General features: G+C 67.3%; 17 protein-coding genes and 1 pseudogene. 12 read left to right on the forward strand and 6 right to left on the reverse strand.

The genetic code is table 11. The features are described 5' to 3' along the window. Positions 1 to 300: 300 nt before the first annotated feature. A complete protein-coding gene (locus ACWGI8_RS15465) occupies positions 301 to 1,326 on the forward strand; it encodes a cytochrome P450 (protein ID WP_453661187.1) in 1,026 nt (341 codons plus the stop codon). Between the two features lie 96 nt (positions 1,327 to 1,422). On the opposite strand, the gene ACWGI8_RS15470 is transcribed toward ACWGI8_RS15465, so the two are convergent. Beyond that, the gene (locus ACWGI8_RS15470) at positions 1,423 to 1,980 is read right to left on the reverse strand and encodes a GNAT family N-acetyltransferase (protein ID WP_453661189.1); all 558 of its coding nucleotides are present in this window, start codon (positions 1,978 to 1,980) and stop codon (positions 1,423 to 1,425) included. 462 nt (positions 1,981 to 2,442) lie between these two features. On the opposite strand from ACWGI8_RS15470, the gene ACWGI8_RS15475 reads away from it, so the two are divergent. From ACWGI8_RS15475 to ACWGI8_RS15485, 3 genes and pseudogenes are all read left to right on the forward strand, one after another. Next, positions 2,443 to 2,670, forward strand: a complete 228-nt coding sequence (locus ACWGI8_RS15475; RefSeq protein WP_453661191.1) for a ferredoxin — start codon at positions 2,443 to 2,445, stop codon at positions 2,668 to 2,670. After that, positions 2,667 to 4,034, forward strand: a pseudogene (locus ACWGI8_RS15480) (NAD(P)/FAD-dependent oxidoreductase); the annotation flags it as partial. The gene ACWGI8_RS15475 and the pseudogene ACWGI8_RS15480, both read left to right, overlap by 4 nt. After that, positions 4,035 to 5,279, forward strand: a complete 1,245-nt coding sequence (locus ACWGI8_RS15485) for a cytochrome P450 (protein ID WP_453661211.1) — start codon at positions 4,035 to 4,037, stop codon at positions 5,277 to 5,279. 96 nt (positions 5,280 to 5,375) lie between these two features. Here ACWGI8_RS15485 and ACWGI8_RS15490 read toward each other — a convergent pair whose 3' ends face one another. The 3 genes from ACWGI8_RS15490 to ACWGI8_RS15500 form a co-directional block, all read right to left on the reverse strand. Continuing rightward, entirely contained in the window at positions 5,376 to 6,452 is a 1,077-nt protein-coding gene (locus tag ACWGI8_RS15490; protein ID WP_453661193.1) for a zinc-dependent alcohol dehydrogenase family protein, read from the reverse strand. After that, on the reverse strand, positions 6,431 to 6,673 hold the full coding sequence (locus ACWGI8_RS15495; RefSeq protein ID WP_453661194.1) for a hypothetical protein: 243 nt from the start codon (positions 6,671 to 6,673) through the stop codon (positions 6,431 to 6,433). The genes ACWGI8_RS15490 and ACWGI8_RS15495 overlap by 22 nt, the downstream gene beginning before the upstream one ends. A gap of 291 nt (positions 6,674 to 6,964) precedes the next feature. Next, on the reverse strand, positions 6,965 to 7,807 hold the full coding sequence (locus tag ACWGI8_RS15500) for a nuclease-related domain-containing protein (RefSeq protein ID WP_453661213.1): 843 nt from the start codon (positions 7,805 to 7,807) through the stop codon (positions 6,965 to 6,967). 267 nt (positions 7,808 to 8,074) lie between these two features. Here ACWGI8_RS15500 and ACWGI8_RS15505 point away from each other — a divergent pair, with 267 nt between their 5' ends. After that, the gene (locus ACWGI8_RS15505; RefSeq protein WP_453661195.1) at positions 8,075 to 9,712 is read left to right on the forward strand and encodes an alpha/beta hydrolase; all 1,638 of its coding nucleotides are present in this window, start codon (positions 8,075 to 8,077) and stop codon (positions 9,710 to 9,712) included. A 204-nt stretch (positions 9,713 to 9,916) separates the two neighbouring features. On the opposite strand, the gene ACWGI8_RS15510 is transcribed toward ACWGI8_RS15505, so the two are convergent. Together ACWGI8_RS15510 and ACWGI8_RS15515 are read right to left on the reverse strand one after the other, a co-directional pair. Beyond that, a complete protein-coding gene (locus tag ACWGI8_RS15510; RefSeq protein WP_453661196.1) occupies positions 9,917 to 10,276 on the reverse strand; it encodes a hypothetical protein in 360 nt (119 codons plus the stop codon). Positions 10,277 to 10,558: 282 nt separating this feature from the next. Further along, on the reverse strand, positions 10,559 to 11,569 hold the full coding sequence (locus ACWGI8_RS15515) for a GlxA family transcriptional regulator (RefSeq protein WP_453661198.1): 1,011 nt from the start codon (positions 11,567 to 11,569) through the stop codon (positions 10,559 to 10,561). Positions 11,570 to 11,721: 152 nt separating this feature from the next. Between ACWGI8_RS15515 and ACWGI8_RS15520 the strand changes: the two genes are divergently transcribed. From ACWGI8_RS15520 to sbnA, 7 genes are all read left to right on the forward strand, one after another. Continuing rightward, positions 11,722 to 12,516, forward strand: coding sequence for a dienelactone hydrolase family protein (locus ACWGI8_RS15520; protein WP_453661199.1), 795 nt, complete (start codon positions 11,722 to 11,724; stop codon positions 12,514 to 12,516). 241 nt (positions 12,517 to 12,757) lie between these two features. Then, positions 12,758 to 12,988 (forward strand): response regulator transcription factor, encoded by a 231-nt coding sequence (locus ACWGI8_RS15525; protein WP_453661201.1) that lies wholly within the window; start codon positions 12,758 to 12,760, stop codon positions 12,986 to 12,988. Between the two features lie 1,100 nt (positions 12,989 to 14,088). Beyond that, positions 14,089 to 16,617 (forward strand): Pls/PosA family non-ribosomal peptide synthetase, encoded by a 2,529-nt coding sequence (locus ACWGI8_RS15530; RefSeq protein ID WP_453661203.1) that lies wholly within the window; start codon positions 14,089 to 14,091, stop codon positions 16,615 to 16,617. 17 nt (positions 16,618 to 16,634) lie between these two features. After that, positions 16,635 to 19,946: a non-ribosomal peptide synthetase gene (locus ACWGI8_RS15535; RefSeq protein WP_453661205.1), complete on the forward strand. Its 3,312-nt coding sequence runs from the start codon at positions 16,635 to 16,637 to the stop codon at positions 19,944 to 19,946. A 25-nt stretch (positions 19,947 to 19,971) separates the two neighbouring features. Beyond that, a complete protein-coding gene (locus ACWGI8_RS15540; RefSeq protein ID WP_453661207.1) occupies positions 19,972 to 20,976 on the forward strand; it encodes a TauD/TfdA family dioxygenase in 1,005 nt (334 codons plus the stop codon). Positions 20,977 to 21,086: 110 nt separating this feature from the next. After that, a complete protein-coding gene (gene sbnB / locus ACWGI8_RS15545) occupies positions 21,087 to 22,121 on the forward strand; it encodes a 2,3-diaminopropionate biosynthesis protein SbnB (protein WP_453661214.1) in 1,035 nt (344 codons plus the stop codon). Positions 22,122 to 22,364: 243 nt separating this feature from the next. Next, entirely contained in the window at positions 22,365 to 23,351 is a 987-nt protein-coding gene (gene sbnA / locus ACWGI8_RS15550; RefSeq protein ID WP_453661209.1) for a 2,3-diaminopropionate biosynthesis protein SbnA, read from the forward strand. Positions 23,352 to 23,373: the final 22 nt, after the last annotated feature.

Below are 23,373 nucleotides of genomic sequence, written 5' to 3' on the forward strand. Positions count from 1 at the left end.
GGTACGAGAGCCAGGGACGATCTCATGGGCCGAAGGAATGAGCCGCCGCGGTTGCCCAAAGGCAGCTTCGCGGCCTGGAGCCGCGACCGGCTGGCAATGGCGCGCCGTGGCGCTGAAGAGTGTGGGGACGTCTGGCAGCTGGAGCCGGGTGTCTACGTAGCCGCTGCGGCCGGGCCGTGTGAAGCAGTCCTGCGCCGCGCGCAGGACTTCCCCAAGGCATCCTCGCCTCTCTTCCCGCCGTTGAAGCGGTCGAGCGGAGCACCAACACCCGAGGAGCGTGCGTACGCTCACGCCGCCCGCATGCGCGGACTACGTGCGCAGGCGGTTGCAGCCCGGATCGGTGAGATTGCGCCCCAGACCGCTCGATTTGCTGACCAGTGGCCCACGGGCCATGACGTCGAGATTCTGCCCCCGGTCCGGCACGCCCTGGCAGAGATCGGCGTGAGCTACCTCTTCTCCGAAGACGCTCCCACCCTGCTGCCCTATGCCTCACAGCTCTTCCTGGCCCGGGAGGCGCTCGTACGCCCCTCGCGTTGGGTATGGCCACGCTGGATCCCCACACCGGCACGGCGGTTCCGCACACGGCAGCAAGTCGCCTTCACCGACGCTTTGCGGCCCATCGTCCGCCGACGTCTTTCATCGGGCCGGCTCGGTGACGACATGCTGGGACAGATGCTCCGGCCCTCCCCGCACTACGGCCTACTGCCGGAAGAGGCCGTCCTCGACACTCTCCCCGGAATCACCGTCGCCACCTTCGAGACCCCTTCCCGGGCAGCCGGATGGATCCTGCTCCAACTGGCTCGGCATCCCCAGGCAGCGGGCCGCGTGGCGGCCGAAGCCGCCTCGCTGCCCGCGGACCCGGCCGCGACGACCAGCACCCACCTCCGCAGCCTGCAATACACCCAGGCACTGGTAAGTGAGGTGCTCCGGCTGTACCCCCCGAGCTGGCTGCTGACCCGGCGCGCCCCGCGACAGACTCAGCTCGCCGACTACACCATCGACGCCGGGTCCACCGTTCTCGTCTGCCCTTACACCGCCCACCGCGACGCACGGGAGTATTCCGAGCCGGACCAGTTCCAGCCCGAGCGCTGGCTCGATGATTCGGGCTCGCCGGCGAAACCCGGGGTCTTCCTCTCCTTCGGTACCGGGCCGCATGGCTGCGAGGGAGCCGCTCTGGCCATGGCGATGCTGACGCTCCTGACTGCGCAGACCGCCCGCTGCTACCACTTGAGCGAGCCGCCCGGACCGGAACCCAGCTACCAGGTCACCACCCTCGAAGGTCTCGCAACTGTCGGCTTGCGCCTGCGCGCCACCTTGCGCGACTGAAGGCAGTCCTGCTTTCGGTGGCAGGCCGCCTCCACCAGCGAACAGCGAACGTTGACAAAGTTCGAGTACCGTTCCGCACACGCCTGGATGACCAGCTCATGGTTCGCTCATCGTGTGTCGCTGGTCGAACTCGTTGCCGAGCATGCCCATCATGACGAGGTCATGGTGTCGGCCTGCGAAGAAAACGTGTTCCCGCAAGCGCCCCTCCTCGGTGAAGCCGAGCCGACGAAAAAGTGCCAGCGATGCGTCGTTGTGGGCGAAGATCGCTGCCAAGCATTTGTGATAGCGCCGCTCGGCAAACATGAAGCGCAGCAGCAGCACTACGGCTTCTGCCGCGTAGCCCTTGCGCCGGTAGTCAGCACCGATCGCGACATCAACCTCGAACCAGCCTGAACGAGGGCCGGTGCGATGCGAGCCGACTGTGCCAACCAGCTCTCCCGCGGCCGTGGCTTCGACTGCCAACCGGAAGCGGTCGTCATCGCACTTGGCAACGGCTTGCTCCTTCGCCCAGGCACGGTAGCTCTCGGCGGACCGCGGCAGATCCAGCCGGCTCCCTCGCCGCCCGTCATCGTCGGCGAATCGCATGAACGCTGTCCAGTCGTCGGGCTCGATAGCGCGTAGGCGTACCCGATTACCAGTCCAGGACGATGCCATGCCCTATTTGATCACGCTGCTGTGCGCGCGAGGCTGAGAGGCACACCGAGGCAGGTGTTGCCCGCCACGCTCTGTCTCACCGCTGATCGTCGTCCTCGTCGGGAGCAGCGGGGTCGCGCAGCGGGCGCAAGCCCGACTGTGTCGGAGGGCCGGTATCGGTGCCGCTGTTACGCTGATTCTCTGACGGTATTCCGGCGCACCGTGCCACACGGTTTCCGTCGAAAAGGCAATCCAAAAGAGCGCCGTTTACGTAACCAAAATGCAGCCGCAACCAGGGATACGTCCCCAGTCAGGCGCCGATCGCCTCAGCCGCGATGATCAATTCTTTCCATGGAGACCCGACGAGCGCGGTGCACCCCCTCGCACTTCGCAGGGGTGGGCACCGGCCGGATCCTCCCTCGTTGCGCGCCGGAGTGGCGCCGGTTTGAGGGTCTGCAGCTCCCACTCCCTGTGGAGGTCGGGGTGAAAGTTGTCGTTGATCTTTCCCGATGTGAGGGTTATGCGCAGTGCGCGTTCCTGGCTCCGGAGGCGTTCCGGATGCACGGTGAGGAAGCGCTCATGTACGACCCGGACCCTGACGACGCCCGGCGCGACCAAGTGCTACGCGGCGCGGCGGCCTGTCCGGTCCAGACGATTCTGGTCGACCAGCTGGAGGCGCGGCACCCACCGGCGGAGGCGTCGCCGTCATGACCAGTGCCGACAACCTGCGTGCGTTCAAGCGTGATGGCCGCATCGTGGTCGTCGGGGCTTCGCTGGCGGGGCTGCGGGCCGCGGAGGCTCTGCGCGACGAGGGTTTCACCGGATCGTTGACGATGATCGGTGACGAGTTGGGCGAGCCCTATGACCGGCCTCCCCTGTCCAAGCAAGTACTGGCCGGGTGGGTGCCGGCCGGGGGCACCACTTTGCCCCGCCGTCGTGGCATCGATGCGGAGTGGCTGCTGGGCGTGCCCGCCAGCGGGCTGGACCTCGCGACGAACCACGTGCGTCTCGCCGACGGACGCGAGGTTCCCTTCGACCGGGTGCTGATCTCCACCGGGGTACGGGCCCGGCCGTGGTTCGTCGAGACCGAGGCGGCCCTGGAGGGCGTGTTCGTCGTACGGACGCGCGAGGACGCCGAGGGCCTGCAGCGGGCCCTCGCCGCCGGGCCCTCCCGCGTACTGGTCATCGGCGCGGGCTTCACCGGCTCCGAGATCGCCTCCATCTGCCGTGAGCGGGACATCCCGGTGACCGTCGCCGAACTCGCGCCGGCCCCACTGGTCGGGGCGCTCGGCGCCATGATCGGCGAGGTTGCGGCCGACATGCAGCGCGCTCATGGTGTCGACCTGCGTTGCGGTGTCAAGGTCGCCCGACTGGAGGGCGACGCGCAGGGGCGGTTTCGCCGTGCTCACTTCGACGACGGCAGCACCGTCGACGCCGATGTGGCGGTGGTGGCACTCGGGAGCATCCGCAACACCGAGTGGCTGCGGGAGTCGGGACTGGCGGCCGGCGTGTGGGGAATCGCCTGTGACACAGGTTGCCGCGCCCTCGACATCAATGGCCGCGTCACCGACGACGTCTTCGCCGCGGGAGACGTGGCACGTTGCCCGAACCCCATCTACGAGTACCGGCTCATCTCGCTGGAGCACTGGGCCAACGCCGTGGAGCAGGCCGAGATCGCGGCGCACAACATGGTCAGCGCCCAGGCGGACCACTGGCCCCACCTGTCCATTCCGGTGTTCTGGTCCATCCAGTTCGGCGTCAACATCAAGTCCGTCGGTATGCCGACCTTCGCCGACGAGGTGGCCGTCACTCAGGGATCGGTGTCCGACCGCCGCTTCGTCGCCGCATATGGCTATCGGGGCCGCGTCACGGCTGCCGTGAGCTTCAACAACGGCAAGTGGCTGGACCACTACCGGCAGCTGATCGAGACGGCCGCACCTTTCCCGCCGCCCTGCCCCACGCCGGACCAGCCGGCCGACATGAAACCGGTGCCCGTCGACTTCCCCGGCCCCGCCCTGCTCGCGCAGGGCGCCACGGTGGTCGTCACAGGCCATGACCCGGGTGAGCGCAGCGTCATGGCCGTGCACCAGCATCGACAGGAGGAAGGCCAGACGACCACGACCGGGACGCCCGGCACGCTCCAACGGATCTTCGACTACTCCGCCCGGGCCGACCCCTACCCGCTGTATGCCGAGTTGCGCAAGACGCCGGTGGCTCGGCAGGAGGACGGCAGCTACGTCATCAGCACCTACCGCGAGATCACGGACGTACTGAATGACCCGCATCTGAGTTCCGACGTGCGCAATCTGTCGCGCCCGATGCCCTCGGTCGAGGGAGGCGCCGCGTCGTCGTTCATCCACATGGACTCGCCCGAGCACGATCGCCTTCGGCGTATGGCGACGCGTCACTTCGGCCCCCCGCACACCCCTGGGCTGGTGACCGGACTTGAAGACTTCCTGACCACCACCGTCGGCAGCCTGATCGACGATTTGGCGGGCAAACAGCAGATCGACGTCGTCGACGATTTCGCCTTCCCGTTCCCCGTAACCGTGATCTGTCACCTGCTCGGCGTGCCACGCGAGGACGAGCCGAGGTTCCACCTCTGGGTGAACGACATCATGAACTCGGTCGACTACGACCCCAAGGAGAAACTGGACAAGGGCGTGCAGGCCCGCAAGGACTTGCGCCAGTGCCTCGGCGAGCTGGTGGAACAGCGCCACGGCCGGCCGGGCGACGACCTGCTGTCACGGCTGGCCAACGATGACGGGCCCGACGGTCGGATGGCCGACGCCGAAATCGTCGCCACCGCCAAAGTGCTCCTCATCGCCGGCCATGAGACCATCGTCAACCTCATCACCAACGGCATGCTGACGCTGCTGCGCCACCCACAGGTGCTGCAGCGGCTGCGTGACGAACCGGACCTGATCGTGCCGCTGGTGGAGGAACTGCTGCGCTACGAGCCCCCCGTGCACATCATCCCCTGGAGGGCGGCATACAGCGACATCACCGTCGCCGACACCACCATCCCCAAGGGCTCCCAGATCATGCTCATGCTGGCCTCGGGCAGCCGCGATCCGAACCGCTTCCACGATCCCGACCGTTTCGACCCCGACCGGCGTGACAACCAGCACCTCGGGTTCGGCAGCGGCATCCACCTGTGCTTCGGCGGCCCGTTGGCCCGCCGGGAAACCCAGATCGCGCTGACGGAGCTGGTACGCCGACTCGACCGACCCAGGCTGGTCACCGACCCTCCGCAGTACCGGCCCAGCCCCGTTCTTCGGGGTCCGATCCATCTGGACATCGAGCAGGGTGACGGTTGACGCGGCAGCCGAGGGCAGTTGCAAGGTCGCGCCGCGGACGGCCCGGCCAGCTCTGCCCGCCCGCCGAGAGCCTCCCGCTATCCAAAGGACTGCGCCCTACCCGTCGGCTTTGTCCCGGTCATCTTCGAAGACGAAGAGTGGTTTGCCGCCATGTGCGGGTGCTTCGGCGAGCGCGATGGCTTCGGTGAAGCGTTCGAGCGGGAACGGTTGGCCTTGGGGGATGCTCAGCACCTCATCGGCGACGAGATTGCGAACCTCGGACAACGCGCGCAGCGCATCCGCAGGTGAAGCAGTGCCGAACCAGCGGTTCAGCCAGAAGCCACGGACTGCTTTGGTCTCGTAGATGAGCGAGCGTGCCTGCAGCGGGATCGTCAGCGCTGCCGGGTCGGTCTGCCGATGGGTGGAGAGCGCGCCGTAGACCACGACCTCTCCTCCCGGAGCCAATGCCTGGGACACCTGGGCACCCACGTGGCCCGCGACGCAGTCGATGGCCTTGTGCACGCCGGCCGGTCCTGCAAGCTCAGCCACACGCTGCAACAGGTCCTCGTCCTCAGTGCAAATGACCTCGTCGCCACCGAGCGCCTTGATCTCCTCGACGGCAGCGCGCCGCCGCACGACATTGATCGTGCGAATACCCAGATGCCTGGCCAGCTGAATGACGAGTCGGCCGACGGTGGAGCCCGCGGCTGTCTGCAACAACCATTCACCCTGCTGTACGTCGAGTTCGCGAGTCACCAGGAGCAGCGCGGTCAACGGGTTGACGGCGAGTTGACAGGCGCTGGAGTCGCTCAGACGATCGGGGACCGGCAGAAGCCTTTGTGTATCGGCAACGAGGTATTCCTGCCAAGTACCGGCCACACGCGGCCCGGGTACGGCAGGGACAGCAGCGACCACCACGCGCTCGCCAATCTTCAGTCCCTCAGTGTCCGGGCCCAGCGCCTGAACACGGCCCACGCATTCCATGTGACCCCCCACAGTGGGAAATTCGGGGGAGAAACCGTAGCGGCCACGCAGCACATGCAGATCGCTGGCGTGAATCGGAGTCGCCTTCACACGGATCAACGCCTGACCGGATCCTGGCGTGGGAACAGGCCTGGTTTCCAGCCGAAGGACATCACTCGGCTCGCCAACCTTTTGGGCTACGAGCGCGCTCATGGATTGCGGCGTGGGCATGAGATCTCTCCTTCAGTCGCGCTCGGCGTCGGCCGACGGGGCAGCGAGTTTGCGATCGGCTCACCACGCGCCTTCGACGCGTAGTCGTCGACGAATCCATTCTCTCCGTACTCACCGACGTAGACGAAGTGCTGGTGCTCGTAGAGGGTGCGCGCATAGGCCGGCACCGTGCGAACGTCCTCGGCGCCATGCACGATCCCGCTCGGAACCGAGCTCTCCATCGTCATATCGTCGGCAAGGTTGTCCAGCCAAGGGGGTATTAGTCCGTGTGCTCCCGCGAGGGGTCACCACTGCCCAGATACGTAGGTGTCGTCTTGTCGGTCATTTTCCAGTCGTTCCAGTAGGGATCCAGCTCTTGCTTCGTCATGTCCTTCAATTCCAAGGCCTTCGACGCCTGTCCGGACCGGATCCTCCAGCCCTGACTTGCCACGTCTGAATAGGGCTGCAAAGCTGAAAGGTGACCAGCCCCCGGACTGGCCCGGAGGCTTGGAAGCGTGGCGCGCTCGTCGTTCTCAGGCGTCCAGCCAGCTCCGTCGGTCGCGGGCAACGCTGTACAGCCGCTCTACCTGTGGCGCGTCGAGGACGCCGGCCAGTGGTCCGAGGGCGGCGACTTGGCGTTCCCGGTAGACGCGCACCTCCAGCTGTGTGGCGACGACGTCCAGGCTGGTCACTCCGACAAAGACGAGGACCGACTCGACCGGCACCGTGAAGTCACAGTGCGCTTCCAGCACACGTTGAACCCGCCTCGCTTCAGCACGGCTCTTCAGCGCGTGCGGTTGCGGCTTCCCATGGTTGACCCTGACCATGTCGTCGCCGACCCACACCGCCTTGTCCGGGTGGTGCTTGGTGTTGATGGTGAAGACTCCGCCGGGGCCGATCAACAGGTGATCGATGTCCACGTCGCGTGGCAGCGGAATCGAGTGCAGGACACGCCACCCTTGCCGAGACAAGCGGTTCAGCTCGGATCCAACTCGTTTCTCGCCTGCTAGTCCCGTTCGCCACGGCTTCCACTCGCTCGGGCGACGCAGCAGCCAGTCCAGAACCCGCTCAAGAGGTCCATGGCCGGACTTGTCCAGGAGCTCCCGCAAGGCGGCACCAGGTCGGTTGGACGCGAGGTCATGCTCAGGCGTCAGCGTGGGCAAGGAGGGCGGGCTCGGGAGCACGGGTTCGGCCGGCACAGGGGCCACTCCGTACGGTGCGAGTGCGTCCAGGGCAGCTTGGCGGTACTTGGGATCAACGATCGTGACCTCACCGGTCCGGCGATCGAGCCATGCGACCGCGGTACCGTCCGGCAGATTCGCGTAGAGCCGGTCATGCCCGAAGCGCTTCCACGAGGTAACGCGTAACCCTGACACCGAACCCCCCGTGTCCGTAACAACGTTGACGCCATCGCAACAGTGAAACCGGCAACTCGGCAAGAGCGCCCCTGCAGTGGAGCGTTCCCTACGTCATCAAGGCGCAGCGAGCCTGGCGGCGAAGGTGTCCAGAACTTCGTTCAGCGATCAACCGCGTTCCCCACCCCCAGGCGTACGGGCATGCAGTCGCGCCATGCTCGAGAGCTTGTTCTACTGAGGAAACAGGGCAGAAGAGGTGATTCGGGAGAGGTGGCCATGTTGCGAGCCATGCGGTCCACGGCAGCCTCCGCGACGACGTCCCTACGATCGGGCACTCTGGCTTCCTCCATCCTCCTGGTCGCCGGTGCCGTCATCGCAGGCACTGGGGACGGCGAGGGGACAACGCCCGGGGCCGAGTCCCCCACCGCATCCGCATCCGCATCCGCATCCGCGAGCCCACGCGCCTCCCTGCCCGACTCGCTCACCGAGCAGAAGCTGAGCTGGAAGGCCTGCCCGGCCCCCACGACCCTGCAGGGCGCGGATGCCGGAGCGCCGGGAAAGCTGCCGGACGGCACGCCCTGGGAGTGCGCCACCCTCAAGGTCCCGCTCGACTACGCCGATCCGGGCGGCGACACCATCGAGCTGGCGCTGATCCGCGCGAAGGCGCGCCCGCAAGACGGTCAGGAGCGCATCGGTTCACTCGTCTTCAACTTCGGCGGCCCCGGAGCGTCCGGCGTTTCCGCCCTCCCCCAGTTCGTGAAGGACTACCGCGGTCTGCACGGCCGCTACGACCTGGTGAGCTTCGACCCGCGCGGCGTCGGCGCCAGCGCGCCCGTGCGCTGTCTGGACGACAAGGCCACGGACGCCGCGTACGCGCTCGACGGCACCCCTGACAACGACAAGGAGCTGAAGGCCGCTCTCGCGCTCTCGGACAAGGTCACGGCGGCCTGCGAAAAGAACTCGGGCAAGGTCCTTCCGCACGTAGGCACGACCAACGCGGCCCGCGACATGGACCTGCTGCGCCAGGTCCTCGGCGATGACAAGCTCCACTACTTCGGCACCTCGTACGGCACCGAACTCGGCGGGGTCTACGCCCACTTGTTCCCCGAGAACGTGGGCCGGGCCGTCTTCGACGCCGTCGCCGATCCCACCGGGGACCCGTTGCAGCAGTCCCTCGACCAGACCAAGGGCTTCCAGCTCGCTCTGGACAACTACTTGGAGGACTGTGCGTGGCAGCCGGGCTGTCCGACCGGCAGCAGCGTCGAGGAGGGTCGTAAGAAGATCACTGACCTGCTGAAACGGCTCGACACGGAGCCGCTGCCCACGGACGACGGCCGCGAGCTGACCCAGGCCCGTGCGGAAGCCGGCATCAGTCTGGCGCTCTACTCCCAGGACTTCTGGCCCGACCTGACGCAGGCCTTGGCGGAAGCGGAGCAGCAGAAGACCGGGAACGTGCTGCTCTACCTCTCCGACCTGTACATGCAGCGCGACTCCAACGGCCACTACAGCAATCTGTTTCCCGCCCTCACGGCGATCTACTGCGCGGACACCGAGCAGCGCTACACGGTCGACGACGTGAAGGCGAAGCTGCCCGAGTTCCGCAAGGCATCCCCCGTCTTCGGTGAGTCCGCGGCCTGGTCCCTGGTCGGGTGCGCCGGCTGGCCGGTCAAGGGCGAGCACGAGGACCCTCAGGTCGCCGCCCAGGGGTCCGCACCGATCCTCCTTGTCGGCAACACCGGCGACCCGGCCACGCCGTACGAGGGAACCCGGCGGATGGCCGACGAGCTCGGCGAGGACGTCGGCGTCGAGCTCGTCTACCAGGGGCAGGGGCACGGGGCGTACGGGACCAGCACCTGTGTGACGAACGCGGTGAACGCCTATCTGCTCGACGGCAGGATGCCGAAGGACGGCACGGTCTGCGAGTAGCGGCGCGGACCGGTGGGGCTGGCGGCACGGGCCGATCACCCGCCGGCCGGACGGGGAAGCCCCAGAGGGCCAGAGGAACCGCTCACCGCGTCACTCCGTTCACCGCATGTGGTGACCTCGCCGGTCATGCGGCCGAAGGTGGACGGAGCAGGAACACGCGGAAGGGGTGCCCTCCCCAACAGCGTGAGGGCACCCCAAGGACGGTCAGCGGTAGTCGTGGCGGTTGTGACCCCAGTGGTGACCGTGGTGTCGGTTATCCCAGTGGTGACCGTGGCGCCGGTTGCCCCAGTGGCGACCGTGGTGCCGGTGACCCCCGCGGTGCTGGCCCCAGCGGTCATCGCGGCCGTAGCGGTCGTCGCGGTCGTCGCGGTCGCCGCGCCCGTAGTCGTCACCACGGTCGTGTCCGCGGTCGTGACCGCGGTCGTGACCACGGTCGTGACCACGGTCGTACGTGGCCTGAGGCGCCACCGAAGGCGCAGAGGTGGCAGCGCTGGCGCCAGTGGCACCGCCCAGCAGGACGGCGGCCGCGACGCCCAGCGCGGCGGCAAAACGGGAAACCCGCATTCCGTGCTCCTTTCACGGCAGGTGCCTGATGCGCCTGCCTGGGTCGGACAGGTCGATGTTTGCATCCGAAATGCACCATTGAGTCCGAATCATCACCAAAGACACCCCATGTAACGAAAAGTCGTTAGTTCGGGAACCGACGCCCGGCACGTCGACGTCACGCGCGCGCGTACGGACGGGTGACCCGCCCCCTGCCGGTGTTGTCGTGGGCAGGGGTTGTGGGCTTGCGGAAGCCTGCGCTTGGCCCGGCCTTGAGGGGGCCTGTTGCCGTCGCGGAAGGTCTCACGTCTCCGTTCGCCGGGTTGACCCGTGGTGGTCGCAGCGACGACGGAACAGCGCGCGGTACTCCCTCGGCCGCCGGCCCGTGTGTCTGGCGAAGATGCCGCTGAACGTCCCAGGATCGCGGTACCCGACGTCGGCGGCGATGCTCGCGACGGTCCTGTCGGTCGTCTCCAGCAGGTGTCTGGCTCGACGCACCCGGACCGTCTGCAGGTAGGCGAGTGGTGTCTCGCCGGCTTCGTCGCCGAAGCGACGGAGCATGGTTCTCGTGCTCACGTGGAACTCCCGGGCGAGGGTGGGCAGGTCATAGCGGGACTTGAGGTTCTGGTCGAGCCACCGCTTGACGCTGAGCGAGAACTCCCTGCCCACCGTGGGTATGAGCTCCGAGTCGACGTAGGGAGCCTGCGTGGAACGTGCATCGTCGACAAGCGCGATACGCGCGGTGCTACGGGCGACGCGAGGGCCGTCGTGCTCGCGGATGAACTGCAGCGCGAAGTCGTACATGGCACTGAAAGCCGCTGTGGTCGTCACCCCCCGGTCGGTCACGACCAGGCTCTCCGGGCGGAGGCGCACGTCGGCGTACCGGCGGGCGAACCGATCCGCGAACAGCCAGGACGTGGTCGCTTCGCGCCCGCCGAGCAGCCCGGCTTCGGCGACCAGGAAGGCGCCCACGCAGATCGATACGACAGCGGTCCCCGAGGCCGCCTGCGATCGGATCGACGCCACTTCCGGTCCCAGGTTCGCGAGTGTCGCGTCGAGATCGAGCGTGGGCGAAAGCTCGAAGCCCGGCACGATCAGGACGTCCACCGGGCGAACCGCCGAGACGTCGAGGACCGAGCCGCCGGACGCGATCACACGCCGCCGGGGTGAGATGACCGACGCCTCGTAGGCGGGCTGAACCGACCCTTGCGCCGCGGCGACGTGAGTTGCCATCGCCAGGAGGTCGGGGACTCCGAACACCTCCGACGCGAAGCAGCCGGGGTAGGCCAGAACACCAACTCGCAGCGGACTCACGCGGCCCCTCCGGCGTCTCTGAACGGGTGGCGATATTACCGGTGAACGGGTGGCGGTATTACCGGGATACGTGGCGATGCCGCCGCTTCCCAGGAGGGCGGCCGCTCATCATCATCTCGGTCATGACAATCATGCGAGGACAGAACGACCCCTTGGACGACTTCTCGCGGAGAGCCGTCAGCGTCGATGACGTCGACAAGACCGTGTACGTCGCCGGGTCTGGACCGGCAGTCATCCTCATGCCCGAGATGCCGGGTATCAGCCCCGACGTCGCGCGGTTCGCGCGTTGGGTGCGTGATGCCGGATTCTCTGTGTACCTGCCCTCTCTGTTCGGCGTCGACGGCGCCTATCCGCTCGCCGAGGCACGCGAGACGATCGTTCGACGCGCGTGTGTCAGCGCCGAGTTCCGGGCGTTTGCCGGTGGCGGCACCAGCCCCGTCGTCACATGGCTGCGCGGCCTAGCTCGCCTGGCACACGCCGAGCGCGGCGGGCCCGGCGTCGGCGCCGTCGGCCTGTGCTTTACCGGCAACTTCGCCTTGACCATGGCGCTCGAACCCGCTGTCATCGCACCAGTGGTCAACCATCCGTCGCTTCCGCTCGACGATCCCGGCGGGTTGGAGATCAGCGACGAAGACGCTGCTGCCGTGGCTGAACGCGTGGCGCGAGACGGATTGAAGGTTCTCGCCTACCGCTTCGACGACGACAGGTGGTGCACCGGCCGGCGGTTCGCGGCCTACCGAGCGCTGCTCGGGGACGCATTCGACGGCCGCGTACTCAAAGCCGGGACGGCGAACACGAACCCTCCGCCGTTCTTCCGTGACGTCGTCGGCTGCGCCCACAGCGTCGTCACGGCACACCTCGTCGACCAGGACGGTCACCCCACCGTGCAGGCCCGGAACGAGATCATCGCCTTCCTGGCCGAGCGGCTCGCGACGCGGCCGGAATGAGCCCTTGTAGGTCGCCGGAGGGGACGGATCTTCTTACCCAGCCGTACGGCTCTTCTCTGTGATCGAGCCACGACTGTCCGTAAAATGTGGCGTGTGACACGCCTGTGACAGTCGGCGGACGCCGTCGTGAAGTCGCCCCCGCAGTCTTTTAAAAGAGGGCAAAACGCAGCATTCGGGCATAAGCCCCTGCTTCCGAGGGTGTGAGCAGTGATGACCGGGCCGATCCGCCGGAGGGAATCCCATGAGCCTCGCACTCGCCACGCCGTACGCCGAAGCCCCCGCACCCGCGCTGGCTCCGCGTGAGCAGGAGACGCTGCGGCACATCGCCGCCGGACGCACCTACCTGCAGACGGCCCGCCACATGGGGCTCTCCAAGCACACCGTCGACGCCTACCTCCGCCGCATCCGGGCCAAGCTCAACATCAACACCACGGCAGAACTCACCCGACTGGCCGTCTCCCTCGGCCTGTGACACCGCACCGGCCTGTGACACTCCACGCCCGGCCCCGCCAGAGTGATGTGCATGTGCGTCCACAGCCGTGAAGCGCCTACAGGCACTCAGTGCGCACCCGTCGCACGCGGGGCGCGGCGGATGCCCGGGTTGACCGGAGCCGTACTGCGGGTGTCAGGGGTCAGGCCTTGGCCTGAGACCCGGCACGAAGAACCAGAGGGCCACGACGTGGCGAGATGCGCCATACACATGATGCGCTGCATGCATATCGGGCGCATTACAGACAGTATGCACTTACTCATCCTCCGCGCCCGGGGCGCGAGGGGCATCCTGGCCCCGACAGGGGCATCCGCCCGCAAGTTACCCCATACGGGGTACACGTACACGGGGAGTGGCCTGGCTCCACCGGTCAGCGCCTCGCCTGCGCCTTTTCGATGGGGTATTCCCGCGGCCGCGTGGAAACTGGTGCGCCTGCACGAGGGGGCAACGCGCCTCGTCGCGATACCGGCCATACGCCGCAACACAACGCCACGACACTTCGGTGCGTCCAATCGGGGGATCCTGTCAGTGGATCCGAAAGAGCCTTCTCACCAGGCATATCGAGCCGCCGTCGGCGAGTTTACGAAGTCTTGATGGAGATTTCCCGTCCAACTGGACAGCTGCGCCGAATATCCCATAGGTGCGATCAGGGGCTTCCCTGAGGAAGGCTCGGGCGCCGAGCCGAAGGTGTTCAGCGTCCGGGGGTGGATCGCCTCGTCTTGATACTCCGCGTTGATGGCGGCAAAAACCTTTGATGGGAGTGATCGGTCTGCTGGTCATCCGCGGTTCGCGGACAGGCCCACGAACGGCTGGGCGGCCGCGGCCCATGACATCCTCCGCCGGGGTATCCGGCCCAAGTGCCCCTGGCGGTGTGGACAGCTACTTCCGTACCGGCGCGAGCGAGTTCGAGTGGCAACAGTGCGGTGGACGACGGAGACTGGGGACGTGGTTTTGTGAACAGACCAGAGCTCACGACCTCGTGGCTTCCGGATTGCGTGCTCCGCCCGTCGCGGCAGCGCGAGGAACACCGGGTGCCGGCCGCACCGACCCATGATGGGTCGAAGTTCCCACAAGGAAATCGCATGGTGGAAGATTCTGTCGAGGTCTTGACGCCTGAGCCGGATGATTCTGCAATGACCAAACGCAGATATGCCGACTCCACGACCGGTACCGAGCGGAATTACGCTGAGGTACTGGCCGGCGTCGTAAGCGTCGAACAAGTTTCGGTCGACAGCCATTTCTTCGATGACCTGGGTGCGAACTCGCTGGTGATGGCCCAATTCTGTGCGCGGGTCAGAAAGCGGGCGGACCTGCCGTCGGTGTCGATGAAGGACATCTACCGGTACCCGACGGTCCGAAGCCTTGCGGCGGCCCTCGGGGACGTCGAGCCCTCTCCTGCCGAGACATCAGTTCCGGCGCCGGTCGAGGAGGTAGTACCGGGAAGCACTCTGCATTATGTGCTCTGCGGAACGCTGCAGTTGCTGATTTTTCTTGCGTATTGCTTCGTCGCCGGGTTTGTCACCGCCCGAGGCTATGAGTGGATCTCCGCCGGTTCAGGCCTGGTCGACACCTACGTGCGGGCGGTCGTCTTCGGCGCTGTCGGGTTCGCCGGCCTGTGCACCTTCCCGATCGTTGCCAAATGGATTCTCATCGGCCGGTGGAAACCACGTGAATTCCCGGTCTGGGGTCTGGCCTATCTGCGCTTCTGGACCGTCAAGGTGCTGATCCACGCCAACCCGATGATCTTCTTCGTCGGCAATCCGCTGTACGTGCTGTATCTGCGGGCCCTTGGCGCACACATCGGCAAGGGTGTCACGGTCCTCTCCCGTACCAATCCGGTCTGCACCGATCTGCTCACGATCGGCGCCGGTACGGTGATCCGCAAGGAGGCGCACTTCCTCTGCTACCGGGCGCTCGCGGGGCACATCCAGACCGGCCGGATCACGATCGGCCGTAATGCGTTCGTCGGCGAGAAGACCGTGCTCGACATCGGTTCGTCGATGGGCGACGGAGCCCAGCTGGGCCACACATCCTCGCTGTACAGCGGCCAGATGGTCCCGGACGGCGAGCGGTGGCACGGTTCCCCGGCTGAGCGCACGGACGTCGACTACGTGAGGGTCGCGCCCGCGCGGTGCGGCACGCTGCGCCGGGCCGGCTACGGCCTGGTGACGCTGCTCCAGCTGTTCTTCCTGTACATACCCCTGAGCATCGGGGGCGCGTACATGCTGCTGACCCAGGTTCCGGCAGTGGGCAGGGCGCTGGCGCCCGGCACGGTGCAACTCACGTCGCCGGCGTTCTACCTGGACGCGTTGATTCTTTCCCTCATCACTTTCTTCGGCTTCGTCATCGTGGGCATCGTCGTGTTGTTCACCGTTCCGCGCCTGCTGAACCTGGTGATCAAGCCCGACACGGTCTATCCGCTGTACGGCGTGCGTTACTCGCTGCACCGGATGGTCGGACGAATGACGAACATAAGGTTCTTCATATGGCTCTTCGGTGACAGCTCCTATATCGTCAACTATTTGCGCGGCCTCGGATACGACCTCTCCAAGGTCGAGCAGACCGGGTCGAACTTCGGCTCGAGGGTGCGGCACGAAACGCCGTATCTGAGCACTGTCGGCAGCGGAACGATGGTGGCCGACGGACTCTCCATCCTGAATGCCGATTACTCGAGCACATCCTTCCGCGTGTCCCGGGCGTCGATCGGGCCGCACAACTTCCTCGGGAACGACATCGCCTATCCCTCGGGGGGCAGGACGGGCGACAACTGCCTTCTGGGTACGAAGGTGCTGGTTCCGCTCGACGGCGAGGTTCACGAAGGGGTGGGCCTGCTCGGGTCGCCATGCTTCGAGATTCCCCGGTCGGTGGAGCGGGACGCCCGGTTCGACCATCTCAGGAGCGGAGATGCGCTACGTCGCGGCCTCGCCGCGAAGAACCGCTACAACATCCGCACGATGGTCTTCGTCCTGTTCGTGCGCTGGGTGCACGTATTCGCCATCACACTGCTGGGCCTCGCGACCGTCGACAGGTACGGGGTGTTCGGGCAGTTGATGATTGCTCTGTATCTGGCGGCCACCGTTGCATTCACCGCGCTCTACTTCGTCCTGGTGGAGCGACTCATCACCAAATTCCGTCCGTTGAAGCCGCAGTTGTGCTCCATATACGAGCCGTACTTCTGGTGGCACGAGCGCCTCTGGAAGGTCCCTGACGAGTTCCTCGCCCTATTCAATGGCACCCCGTTCAAGAGCTTGATATGGCGGATGTTGGGAACCCGGATAGGCAAGCGCGTCTTCGACGACGGCTGCATCTTGTCGGAAAAGACGCTCACCGCCATCGGAGACGACTGCACGCTGAATCTGGCAAGCAAGGTCCAGTGCCACTCGCAGGAGGACGGCACATTCAAATCCGAGTACAGCACGATCGGTGCCGGCTGCACCCTCGGTGTCCACTCTCTCGTCCATTACGGCGTGACGATCGGCGACGGCGCGGTACTCGCCTGCGACTCCTTCCTCATGAAAGGCGAGGAAGTTCCCCGGCAAGCCCGGTGGGGTGGAAACCCAGCCACCGAATTGCGAGATGTCCCCCGTCAACCCGCAGTATCAGAGCGGTGAGTGGAGGGGAGAGTCCGATGGAGATGCATGTGGACGCGGGCCGGGAGTTCTGGCGCGATGTTCTTCTCGCCGGTGGTTTCACCGCGATCCCGCGGTGGACGCTCGATCCGGTGCCGGGTGTTGCCCGGTACGAGGTGAGGGTGCCGGACGACATCGCGCAGGCGCTTGGCCGGCTGGCGAAGGAGCTGGTGGTGCCGCTGGGTTCGGTGGTGCTGGCCGCGCATGCCAGGGTGCTCGCGGCGCTGTCCGGTGAGGACGAGGTGACCACCGGCTACGTCCCCACCGCGGGCGGGCGGCCGTTGCCGTGCCGGCTGGCCACCGCCCCCGGCTCGTGGCGCACGCTGCTGCTGGAGGCTCATCGCGCCGCATCCGGCCTGGTCGCGCACAGCACCTTCCCCCTGGATGACCTCCGGCGGGAGCTGGGCCGGAGCGGGCCGTTGTTCGAGACCGAGTTCGATCCGTCAGGCGCAGGCGCAGGTGACGGCGACGGCGACCACGGTGATCTGGCTGGGGAGAGTGTGCTGCGGGTGGGGCTGGTGCGGGAGGCGGGCGCACTCGTGCTGCGGCTGTGCTATCGCACCGATGTCCTGGATGCCGGGGCGGCGGCGAGGGTCGCGGGCTATCACCTGGCCGCGCTGATGCTGATGACGGCCGACCCGGGGGCTGACCCTCGCCGGAGTCTGCTGTCCGGCGAGGAGTTCGGCTTCCAGCTGCACCAGATGGCGGGGCCAAAGCGGCAGCTGCCGGGCCGACGGGTGCATGAGTTGTTCGAGGAGCAGGTGCGGGCGCATCCGGATGCGATCGCGGCCGTGCACGGCGGGCGGCAGCTCACCTACGGGGAGGTGAACGCGCGGGCGAACCGGCTGGGCCGGGCGCTGCTGGCGCGGGGTCTTGTCCGTGAGGGTGTCGTCGGGGTGGTGACGGAGCGGAACCTTCACTGGCTGGTGTGTGTGCTGGCGGTGTTCAAGGCCGGTGGGGTGTATCTGCCCATCGAGCCGCACTTCCCGGCCGACCGGATCGCCACCACGCTTTCGCGCGCCGGCTGCCGTCTCGTGCTCAGTGAGCCGGGCAGCACCGGCAGCCTCGATGGGGCCCTCGATTCGCTGCCGGGTGTGCAGCGGCTGCTGGTCGAGGAGGCCTTGGCGGAGGGGCACGCCGGGGACGACCTCGGCATCGCGGTGGCGGCGGATCAGCTGGCGTACATCTACTTCACCTCCGGGTCGACAGGTCAGCCGAAGGGGGCGATGTGTGAGCACGCGGGCATGCTCAACCACCTCTACGCCAAGATCGACGACCTGGAGATCGGGGAGGGGAGTGTGGTGGCGCAGGTCGCGCCGCAGTGTTTCGACATCTCCCTGTGGCAGCTGATCTCCGCGCTGCTGGTCGGCGGACGGACCCTGCTGGTCGAGCAGGACGCCGTTTTGGACGTGGACCGTTTCCTGGACACCATCACCACCGGCCGGGTCGGCGTGCTGCAGGTCGTGCCCTCCTATCTGGAGGCCGTCCTCTCGGCTCTGGAGCAGAACCCGCGCCCGCTGCCCGATCTGGCCTGTGTCTCGGTCACCGGGGAGGCGCTGAAGCGGGAACTCGCCCAGCGCTGGTTCGCCGCCCGGCCGGGTATCGCCCTGGTCAACGCCTACGGGCTGACCGAAACCTGCGATGACACCAACCACGAGGTCATGCACCAGGCACCCGAAACGGTGCTGCTGGGCCGCCCGGTGGGCAACGTGCACGTCTACGTCGTCGACGAGGACCTGCACCCGGTGCCCCTCGGCGCGCCTGGTGAGATCGTGTTCTCCGGGGTGTGTGTGGGCCGTGGCTATGTCAACGACCCGGAGCGCACCGCCGCCGCATTCGTGGCCGACCCGCACCGCCGGGGTGAGCGGCTCTACCGCAGTGGTGACCGGGGCCGCTGGCACCCGTCGGGGAAGCTGGAGTTCCTCGGCCGCCGCGACACCCAGGTCAAGATCCGCGGGTTCCGGATCGAGATCGGCGAGATCGAGAACACCCTGCTCCGGGTACCCGAAGTCCGCGACGGCGCCGTCGTGGTCACGGACACCCCCGCCGGCAAGCAGCTCATCGCCTTCTACACCGCCCTGGGGCCCCTCGACACCGAGGTTCTGCTGGAACAGCTGGGTGCCTCGCTGCCCGCCTACATGGTGCCCTCCGCCTTCCACTGGCAGCAGGCCCTGCCGCTGACCGCCAACAGCAAGATCGACAAGAAGAAGCTGACGGCACTCGCCGCGGAACTCGCCGAACTCGACGACACCCCCGCACACGATGCGCCCGTCACCCCGGCCGAGCAGCGCCTGGCCGCCGCCTGGGCAACCGTCCTCGGCATCCCCGAGGACCGGATCGGGCGCAGCGACCACTTCTTCGACCGCGGCGGCACGTCCCTGTCCGCGGTGAAACTCGCCATCGCCCTGGACCGCCAGGTCTCCCTCAAGGACGTCACCCGCCACCCCGTCCTCGGCGACCTCGCCGGCCTCCTCGACGGCAACGGCCCGCAGCGCCCCCACCAGGCAGCTTCGACCGGGCTGCTCCAGCCGCTGTCGGAACCGGACGGCGACCGGGCCGCTGCCCTGATCTGCTTCCCGTACGCCGGCGGCAACGCGGTGAACTTCCAGCCGATGGCCAGGACGCTCGCGCCCGACGGGCCCGCCGTGTACGCCGTCGAGCTGCCCGGTCACGACATGGCCGCCGGGGCCGCCGAGTGCGAGCCGTTCGCGCCGATGGCGCAGGTGGTCGAGCAGGTGGTCGAGCAGGTCGTCTCCGAGATCACTGGCCGTGGCCTGACCGAGGTCCTGCTGTGGGGCCACTCCTCGGGCACCGCGTTCGCCGTGGAGACGGCCAGGAGACTGCAGGAGCGCGGGGTGCACGTCCAGCGGGTGTTCCTCGGCGCGCAGCTGCTCGGTGACGCCACCGACCGGCGGGCCGCCGTCACCGAGCTGACCGGACGGAGCGACGCCGAGATCGCGGCGGGGCTGAGCACGGACCGCGGCTACACCGAGCTCGGTGAACTGGACGCGCGGCACGCCGAGCATGTCGGCGCCGCGTACCGGCACGACTGCGTGTCCGCACACCGCTATTTCGCCGACGCCCTGGACGCTCCGCCGGCGGTGAAACTGTCCGCGCCGGTCACCGTGGTCGTCGCCGCCGACGACCCGTACACGGCGGAGTTTCCGCGCCGGCACCGCGACTGGCAACTGCTGGCCGACCACGTCGACCTGTACGAACTCGCCGACGGCGGCCACTACTTCTTGCGTACCCGTCCGAACGAGACAGCACAAGCCGTGCTGCGTACCGCCGAATTGCCGGCTTCCTCCTGAGCCGCGAACCGAAAGGAACAACGAGATGTCGTCCTCATCCCCGGCGTCACTGCTCGATGTGGACTCGCAACCAGGCAAACCCGCGATGCTGCGGGTCGAGGCCACCGGCGAGGCGACGAGCTGGGCGGCAGAGCAGCGGGACGCGCTGCGCGCCGTCGTCGCCGAGCACGGTTCGGTCCTGGTCCGCGGCCTCGGGCTGCGCGACGCGGCCGAGACCGGTGCCGTATTTCAGCGGCTGGCCACCGGTCTGATGGCCGAGAAGGAGGCGTTCGCGCCCCGCGAGACCTACTCCGACGGGGTGTACTCCTCGTCGAAGTGGCCCCAGAACCAGCCGATGTGCATGCACCACGAGCTGAGCTACACGCTCGAGTTTCCCGGTCTGATGATGTTCGCCTGCCTCAGCGCGCCCACCGAGGGCGGGGCGACCGCGGTGGCCGATGCAACGGCCGTACTGGAGGCGCTGCCGTCCGAGCTGGTCGAGCGGTTCGAGCGGGAGGGCTGGCTGCTCACCCGCAGCTACAACGACGAGATCGGGGCGTCCTACGCCGAGGCGTTCGGCACCGAGGACCGTGGCGCCGTCGAGAGCTACTGCCGCGCCAATGCCATCGAGTTCGAGTGGCAGCCCGACGGTGGACTGCGGACCCGCCAGCGCCGCAGCGCCGTGGTGCGGCACCCGGTCTCCGGGCGGCGCTGCTGGTTCAACCAGGTCGCGTTCCTCAACGAGTGGACGATGGCCCCCGAGGTCCGCGAGTACCTGGTGGACGTCTACGGCGCCGACGGGCTGCCGTTCAACACCCGCTTCGGCAACGGCGACCCGATCGGCGAGAACGTCGTACAGCTGCTCAACGAGGTCTACGACGCCCACACCGCGCGCGAGCCGTGGCAGGCCGGCGACCTGATGCTGGTCGACAACGTGAGCACCGCGCACAGCAGGGAGCCCTACGAGGGACCGCGCGAGGTTCTCGTCGCGATGGCCGACGCGGTGCGCCTGGCCGACTGTTCGCCGACCGTCCAGGTGACTGTGGGGTGACCACCATGCGTTTCACGGCAATCGAGTCCGCAACAGAGTCCGCACTGGAATCCGCACTGGAATCCGCGGCACTGGAATCCACAGCACTGGAATCCTCACTGGAGTCCGCAATGTCCGAGCCGCTCACCGTGCCACCGTTCGCGGTGATCTCCGGTGCCCAGGTCCAGCAGGTGCTGCAAGGGCGCGAGAAACAGATCGTGGAATTGGTCGAGGCGACCTACCGGCTGCATGGTGCCGGTCGATCGGTCAACCCTCCGTCGTACTTCCTGCGTTTCCCCGACCGTGCGTCCTCCCGGATCATCGCGCTGCCGGCCTCGATCGGCGGGCAGGTGCGGGTGGACGGCCTCAAATGGATCTCCAGCTTCCCGCAGAACGTGGCGGCCGGTATCCCCAGGGCGTCGGCCGTGCTGATCCTCAACGACCACGACACCGGCTACCCGTTCGCCTGCCTGGAGAGCTCCATCATCAGCGCCACCAGGACGGCCGCTTCGGCGGCGCTGGCGGCGGACTGGCTCAGCCGCAGCCGGCATCGCCCGACGCGCGTCGGGTTCTTCGGGGCGGGCCTGATCGCCCGCTACATCCACACCTTCCTGGCCGGCACCGGCTGGTCGTTCGACGAGATCGGCGTCCACGACGTGTCCGCCGACAGCGCGGCCGGCTTCCGCTGCTATCTGGAGCAGTCGGGCACAGCCGGCCGGATCAGCGTGCACGACAGCGCCGAGGAGCTGATCCGCTTCAGCGACCTGGTGGTCTTCGCCACCGTCGCCGGCAAACCGCATGTCAGCGATCTGTCGTGGTTCGCGCACAATCCGATGGTGCTGCACGTGTCGCTGCGCGACCTCGCGCCGGAGATCGTGCTCGCCTCGGCCAACATCGTCGACGACATCGAGCACTGTCTGAAGGCCGACACCTCGCCCCACCTGGCCGAGCAGCTCACGGGAAACCGGAACTTCCTGCACGGCACGCTGGACGACGTGATCGCCGGGCGGGTGACGCCTCCGGCGGACCGGCCACTGATCTTCTCCCCCTTCGGCCTCGGAGTGCTCGACCTCGCGGTAGGCAAGTACGTCTACGACGAAGTGGCCCAGGCCGGAGAGTTGCACGTCATCGAGGACTTCTTCCACGAACTGCGCCGCTACGGATGAGCGGCCGCGAGCACGGCCGGCCGAGCATTTCCGGCCGACGGACAAGGAGGTTCACACAGGACTGATCCCACGGAGCGATCACCGGTCAAGTCGCCGCAGGTACGCGCGCACGACACCGCGGCCACTGACGCAGGGCTCGCCGTCCGGCCCGGTTGGACCCGAGGTCCCGCGCGAAGGAGCGGGATATCCGCCAGCGACCAGATGGAGTTCCGAAGAGGCCCTGCAGCAGATGAGGAGGCCATCGTGCCAGTAATTTCCGTTCCCTACGCCTTCAATGAAGAGCAGCTCTACATCGACCTCCGGTCGATCTTCGGGCATTCGCTCTTCCTGAAGTGCGAGGGCTTCAACTTTGCCGGCTCGATCAAGCTGAAGGCCGCGATCGAGATGGTGGAGAGCGCCGAGCGGGACGGAGTCCTGACTCCGGACTCGATCCTGGTCGAGTCCTCGTCCGGAAACCTGGGCGTGGCGCTGAGCATGATCGCGGCAAGCAAGGGTTATCGGTTCCTGTGCGTGACGGACTCCCGCTGCAACCTGTCGACCAGGTTGATGATGGAGGCGTTGGGCAGCCAGGTGCACGTCATAGCCGGGCACGAGGCCAACGGCAGTTTCCTCGGCGCACGACTGGACTACATCCGCGCGCTGTGCGCCTCCGACGACCGGTACGTGTGGCTCAGCCAGTACACCAATCCGAGCAACTGGAGGGCCCACTACCGCAAGACCGCGCCGGAGATAGCCCGCCAGTTCCCGGGGCTGGACGTGCTGTTCGTCGGGGCCGGCACCACCGGCACCCTGATGGGCTGCGCGCGCTTCTTCCGCGAGTGGCACCGCCCGGTACGGATCATCGCCATGGACAGCGTCGGCTCGGTGAGCTTCGGCGGTGCGCCGGGCCGCCGGATGATTCCCGGCCTCGGCATGAGCATCATTCCGCCGCTGCTCGACGAGTCCTACGTGGACGAGGTGATGCGCGTCGAGGAGGCGGACACCATCCGTGCCTGCCATCGTCTGGCCAGACGCGGCTTCGTGTTCGGCGGATCCACCGGCACGGTGGTCAGTGGCGCGATGCGCTGGCTGGACCAGCACGACGAGCGTGAACTCACCGCGGTGGCCATCGCGCCGGACCTCGGCGAGCGCTACCTCGACACCATCTACCAGACCAACTGGCTGAAGGATCTCTACGGCGAGGACGTACTCGGCTCCGACGAGCTGACCGCCGGTCCCCGGGGAACCTGACCCGCGCCATCGACCCGGCCGC

This window comes from Streptomyces sp. NPDC054841 (assembly GCF_053611045.1).